Source organism: Ruminococcus sp. OM04-4AA (assembly GCF_003462585.1).
Lineage (GTDB): Bacteria > Bacillota > Clostridia > Lachnospirales > Lachnospiraceae > Mediterraneibacter > Mediterraneibacter faecis.
The window spans coordinates 1-6,236 of record NZ_QTZH01000088.1 but is presented as its reverse complement, the minus strand read 5'-3'; the positions used below and the strand labels follow the sequence as shown (position 1 = coordinate 6,236).

Genomic DNA, 6,236 nt, shown 5'->3' with positions numbered 1-6,236 from the left:
GATATATCAATGACTATGTGCAGTATGTAAAATCAGATTTTTTAGCTGGGCTTGGCTTTGGTGCGACACAGCAGTTAGGAGAAACTACGGGTATCTATATGGGCTATTCTGTTGATACGGGAAGAAATGTGTACCTGCAACCGTCCCTTGCCAGTCAAGGTGTAAAAGGTACAGTTACCAACGCTTTAGCGTCTGCTTTTGTCGGTTCGCTTGGCGGTGGGAAATCGTTCTGTAACAATCTTCTGGTATATTATGCGGTGCTGTTTGGCGGTCAAGCACTTCTGTTAGACCCTAAAAGTGAGCGTGGTAACTGGAAAGAAACGCTCCCAGAGATTGCACATGAAATCAATATCGTAAATCTTACCAGCGATAAGGACAATGCAGGGCTTCTTGACCCGTTTGTGATTATGAAGAATGTAAAAGACGCTGAAAGTCTGGCAATCGACATCTTAACATTCCTTACGGGTATTTCTTCAAGGGACGGCGAAAAATTCCCCGTACTTCGTAAGGCAGTACGCTCCGTTACCCAGAGCGACAGTCGGGCTTGCTCCATGTGATAGACGAGCTACGCCGTGAAGATACGCCCATATCAAGAAATATCGCAGACCATATCGACAGCTTCACGGACTACGACTTTGCACACCTGCTGTTTTCAGACGGTACGGTAGAAAATGCTATCAGTCTGGATAATCAGCTCAATATCATTCAAGTAGCCGACCTTGTACTGCCAGATAAAGATACCACTTTTGAAGAATACACGACCATTGAATTGTTGTCTGTGTCTATGCTGATTGTGATTAGTACCTTTGCCCTTGATTTTATCCATTCGGACAGAAGCATTTTTAAGATTGTCGATTTAGACGAAGCGTGGGCGTTCTTAAATGTGGCACAAGGAGAAACCTTATCAAATAAGCTGGTTCGTGCTGGGCGAGCTATGCAGGCAGGCGTTTATTTCGTTACCCAGTCTGCCTATGACGTGTCAAAGGAAAGTCTGAAAAACAATATCGGCTTAAAGTTTGCATTTAGAAGCACGGATATAAACGAGATAAAGCAGACCTTAGAGTTTTTCGGTATCGACAAGGACGATGAGAACAACCAGAAACGCTTGCGTGATTTGGAGAACGGACAATGCTTATTGCAGGACTTATACGGGCGTGTCGGTGTGGTGCAGATACACCCAGTCTTTGAAGAACTGCTACACGCCTTTGATACCAGACCGCCCGTACAGAGAAATGAGGTGGAGTGATGAAAGAAAGGATAAAAGGTGTGTTCACAAAAAAGAAGATTTTCCACTTTCTCAAAATGGCTCTGTTCGTGGTGGCACTCTCCCTTATCCTGCTTTCACTTTTGGGGACGGTGGCTCATGCGACGGGGCTTGTAGACGATACCATAAACGCAGAAAATCTTTATTCAAAATATCCCCTTTCCAACTACCAGCTTGATTTTTTCGTCGATAATAGCTGGTCGTGGCTTCCGTGGAACTGGCTCGACGGTATCGGAAAATCGGTACAATACGGGCTGTACTGCATTACCAACTTTGTCTGGACTATCAGTTTGTATTTGAGTAATGCAACGGGCTATGTGGTGCAGGAGCCTATAAGCTGGACTTCATCAATGATATGGCAGACAGTATCGGAAAGAGCATACAGACCCTTGCAGGCGTTACCGAGAACGGCTTTTCTTCTACGGGCTTCTATGTTGGTTTCCTGCTTCTCATTATCTTAGTGGTGGGAATGTACGTTGCTTATACGGGACTGATAAAACGGGAAACCAGCAAAGCACTTCACGCTGTTATCAACTTTGTGGTGGTGTTCGTGCTGTCCGCTTCATTTATTGCTTATGCTCCCGACTATATCAAGAAGATAAATGAATTTTCATCAGACATCAGTACCGCTTCTTTGGATTTGGGAACAAAAATCATGCTCCCTAACTCCGACAGCGAGGGTAAGGACAGCGTGGACTTGATACGGGACAGCCTATTTTCTATTCAAGTGGAACAGCCGTGGCTCTTGCTTCAATTCGGGAACAGCAACGCAGAAGAAATCGGGACAGACCGTGTAGAAGCTCTCGTATCGGCAAGTCCAGAGGACGAGGACGGGAAAACCAGAGAGGAAGTCGTGAAAACAGAAATCGAGGACAACGACAATAACAATCTGACAATACCGCAGGTCGTGAACCGTTTGGGTATGGTGTTCTTCCTCTTGTTCTTTAACTTGGGTATCACGATATTTGTATTCTTGCTTACGGGCATGATGTTGTTCAGCCAGATACTTTTTATTATCTTTGCAATGTTTTTACCTATCAGTTTTTTACTTTCCATGATACCGAGCTATGAAAGCATGGCAAAGCAGGCAATCGTGAGAGTATTTAATACCATAATGACACGGGCAGGAATAACGCTCATTGTAACGGTGGCATTTAGTATTTCCAGTATGTTTTACAACATTTCCACAGACTACCCATTCTTTATGGTGGCGTTCTTGCAGATAGTATGTTTCGCTGGTATCTACATGAAGCTGGGCGACTTAATGAGTATGTTCTCACTTAATGCTGGCGACAGTCAAAGCATGGGACGACGCATATTCCGCAGACCGTATCTGTTTATGCGACATCGGGCTAGGCGTATGGAACACCGTATTGCAAGGGCGGTAAGTGCTGGCGGTATTTCGGGCGGTGTAGCTGGTGCGGTGGCTGGAAGTGCCGTTGCTGGCAAGAGAGCCGAAAGAAAAAATACGGCTTCTAAAGAAAATCGGGGCAATACCACTTCCAGCATGGGACAGCGTGCAGGTTCAAAAGTCGGTGCTGTTTTAGATACGAAAAATAAAGTGAAAGACAAGGCAAACGCTGTCAAAGAGAATATCAAGGATATGCCGACACAGACCGCTTATGCGGTGTATTCCGCAAAGGAAAAGGCAAAGTCCAGCGTGTCCGACTTCAAGCGTGGCATGGTGCAGGAACAGCAGTCCAGACAGACGGGACGCTTGGAAAAGCAGGAACAGCGTAAGAAAAATATCGCTGACAAACGTATGGAGCTTCAAAAGGCACAAGAAGCAAGGCAGGTACAGCGAAAGGCTGACGGATCAGCGACAACGGGAGCTACCCGTCCCCATGAGCGACCAGTCACAGCTTCAACCATTCCAAAGCCGAGTGTTGAAAAAATGCAGGAAGTCAAACGCCCAGCCACAGCTCCAACTCCGAAAGCAAGTGAGCCAGTCAAGACAAATGTTATCAAAGAGCGTCCGTTATCTTCTGGTGCTTCTGATAAGAAAGCACCCCAGCCTACACAGACAGTACATAGGCAGAATGTAGAAAAAGTGGTATCGCAGGAAACACGCCAGAATGACACCAAAGACCGCAGGATAAAGGTTCAGCAGACCCAGAGCGTCCAGAAGAACCAGCAGACCATAGAGAAAACCCGTAACCTTGTAACGAAGAAAGGACAGAAGAAAAAATGAAACTGAAACATATCGCTATCATTGGCAGTCTGTTTCCTATCCTCTTTTCTCTGGTGCTTTTCTTTGGCGTCCTCATTAGTGCGGACAGCGACGACGAGAACAGCAATTTTTCTTCTGGCATTACGGGTATGAACCTATCCGCAGAAGTCTTGAAACATCAGCCTATGGTAGAAAAATACGCCAGAGAAAACGGTATCTCCGAGTATGTCAATGTGTTACTTGCTATCATTCAAGTAGAAAGTGGCGGTACGGCAGAAGATGTTATGCAGAGTTCGGAAAGTCTTGGTTTACCGCCTAATTCCTTAGATACGGAAAGCTCAATCAAGCAGGGGTGTAAGTATTTTGCGTCCCTGCTTTCTTCCTGCAAAAATCAAGGTATCGACGACTTGAATGTAGCGATACAGTCTTATAACTATGGCGGTGGCTATGTGGGATATGTGGCAGGAAAAGGAAAAAAACACACTTTTAATCTTGCAGAGAGCTTCGCCCGTGAGAAATCGGGTGGAAAGAAAGTAACCTACACCAACCCGATAGCCGTTGCTAAGAATGGGGGCTGGCGGTATGGCTATGGAAATATGTTCTATGTGGAAGTAGTCAATCAGTATTTAGCAGTTCCGCAGGTATCGGGAGAACTGGCACAAAAGGTAATGAATGAAGCGTTGAAATATCAAGGCTGGAAGTATGTGTATGGTGGCAGTAACCCGAATACTTCCTTTGATTGTTCGGGATTGACGCAATGGTGCTATGGAAAAGCTGGTATCTCCTTACCGAGAACAGCACAAGCACAGTATGACGCAACCCAACATCTGCCACTCTCGCAGGCAAAAGCAGGCGATTTGGTGTTTTTCCATTCCACCTATAACGCTGGTTCGTATGTAACACACGTCGGTATTCTTGTTTCGCCGACACAGATGTACCACGCAGGCGACCCGATAGGATATGCAGACCTAAGTAGTAGTTACTGGCAACAGCACTTAATCGGTGCAGGACGAGTAAAACAATAGAAAGGACTTGAAAAATATGTTTAAGAAGAATAAGAAACAGACAGAAACTATCAAAGAACCAAAAGAAAAAAAGGTGCGTACTGTCAAGGTAGGCACACATAAGAAAACCGTGATTGCGTTGTGGGTGGTGCTTGTCGCAAGCGTGAGCTTTGGGGTGTATAAGAATTTTACGGCTATCGACCAGCACACCACCCATGAAAAAGAAATCATTGAACTTTGCTTGCAGGACACCAACGGGATAGAAAATTTCGTGAAAAACTTTGCGAAGTCCTATTACACATGGGATAACAGCAAAGAAGCTATCGAAGCAAGGACGCAGGCAATCAGCGGTTATCTGACAAAGGAATTGCAGGACTTAAATGTAGACACCATTAGAACCGATATACCGACCAGCTCCACGGTTACAGATGTGATTGTATGGCATATCGAGCAATCGGGAGCGGACACTTTTTCTGCTACCTACGAAGTAGATCAGCAGATAAAAGAGGGAGAACAGACAAGCAATGTGAAAGCAACCTATACTGTAAAAGTCTATGTGGACGCAGACGGGGATATGGTAATCGTTCAAAACCCTACCCTTGCACCAGCAGTTGAAAAATCAGACTATGAGCCTAAGACACCAGAAGCAGACGCAAGCGTGGACGCTGATACGGTAAATGACGCTACCGCTTTTCTGGAAACATTCTTTAAGCTGTACCCAACAGCGACGGAAAAAGAGCTTGCTTACTATGTATTGGGAAATGTGATTGAACCTATCGGCAGGGACTACCTTTATTCTGAACTGGTAAACCCTATCTTTATAAAGGACGGCGACAATGTGAAAGTCAAGGTTGCGGTAAAATTCATTGATAATCAGACAAAAGCGACGCAGGTATCGCAGTATGAGCTTGTGCTACATAAGGATAGTAACTGGAAGATTGTAGGATAAATGATATAGCGTGCATTTCCTATCAGATTTGCACGCTTTTACAAAACGACAAGAAAACTGTGCAAAAATATTGACTTGTAATGACCGAATGCTATAATATAAATGACAAGTGTACTTGGTATTATTTGAAGGGAGCGTTATATAATGGATAAAGAAAAAATACTATCACAAAACAAAAAAGAGAATCTATATCTTGATGAATACGAAAAACATATTAAACTTCAAGGGAAATCTTTTGGCTTAATGTTTGTTTTATTTATCTGCATTTTAATTCTTTTCATTAAAGCAGTTTGTAAAGAACCTTACTATGACATAATGACAATTATTGGGTCTGTGGCATTTGGCTCTATGGGTTATGAAGCACATATTTCAAAAAATAAATCCAAATTTCAATTATTGGGTCTGTGGCATTTGGCTCTATGGGTTATGAAGCACATATTTCAAAAAATAAATCCAAATTTGTTATTGCTTTATTCTTTTTTCTATTTATGGGGTATTACTTTTATAAATTTTTAATGGTAGGTTTATAGAATGGACGAACATTTAATTTTGCGAAACAGATTAAAAACTGTACGAAAAGAAAAAAAATTATCACAAACAGAATTAGCTGAACTAGTCGGGGTTTCTCGGAATACAGTTAGTTCTATTGAAACTGGACAATTTAATCCAACAGCAAAATTGGCATTAGTGCTTTGTATAGCTTTAGATAAAAAATTTGAAGAATTATTTTATTTTGATTAAAGGAGAGAACGATTATGGAATTAGAGGAATTGATTGTTGAAATAGTTATAGGATTGTTTTTACTTTTTTACATCTTATCAAATAGGTATAAAAGAGAATATTACTTTA

At 42.9% G+C, this 6,236-nt stretch carries 4 protein-coding genes and 2 pseudogenes; all 6 read left to right on the top strand.

The annotated features are described in order from the left end of the window. Positions 1-1,246, top strand: a pseudogene (locus DXB52_RS14655) (ATP-binding protein); the annotation flags it as partial. Continuing rightward, positions 1,246-3,455 (top strand): annotated as a pseudogene (locus DXB52_RS14650) (CD3337/EF1877 family mobilome membrane protein). The pseudogenes DXB52_RS14655 and DXB52_RS14650, both read left to right, overlap by 1 nt. After that, entirely contained in the window at positions 3,452-4,459 is a 1,008-nt protein-coding gene (locus DXB52_RS14645) for a bifunctional lytic transglycosylase/C40 family peptidase (protein ID WP_003059774.1), read from the top strand. Before DXB52_RS14650 ends, DXB52_RS14645 begins: the two are co-directional and overlap by 4 nt. A gap of 16 nt (positions 4,460-4,475) precedes the next feature. After that, on the top strand, positions 4,476-5,387 hold the full coding sequence (locus DXB52_RS14640; protein ID WP_003062215.1) for a conjugal transfer protein: 912 nt from the start codon (positions 4,476-4,478) through the stop codon (positions 5,385-5,387). Between the two features lie 144 nt (positions 5,388-5,531). Further along, on the top strand, positions 5,532-5,903 hold the full coding sequence (locus DXB52_RS14635; protein ID WP_472520410.1) for a DUF6442 family protein: 372 nt from the start codon (positions 5,532-5,534) through the stop codon (positions 5,901-5,903). Positions 5,904-5,918: 15 nt separating this feature from the next. Beyond that, positions 5,919-6,128, top strand: a complete 210-nt coding sequence (locus DXB52_RS14630) for a helix-turn-helix transcriptional regulator (RefSeq protein WP_007286202.1) — start codon at positions 5,919-5,921, stop codon at positions 6,126-6,128. Positions 6,129-6,236: the final 108 nt, after the last annotated feature.

Coding starts and splice junctions, on each gene's coding strand:
- DXB52_RS14645 (WP_003059774.1), top strand. CDS start 3,452: ATGAAACTGAAACATATCGCTATCATTGGCAGTCTGTTTCCTATCCTC.
- DXB52_RS14640 (WP_003062215.1), top strand. CDS start 4,476: ATGTTTAAGAAGAATAAGAAACAGACAGAAACTATCAAAGAACCAAAA.
- DXB52_RS14635 (WP_472520410.1), top strand. CDS start 5,532: ATGGATAAAGAAAAAATACTATCACAAAACAAAAAAGAGAATCTATAT.
- DXB52_RS14630 (WP_007286202.1), top strand. CDS start 5,919: ATGGACGAACATTTAATTTTGCGAAACAGATTAAAAACTGTACGAAAA.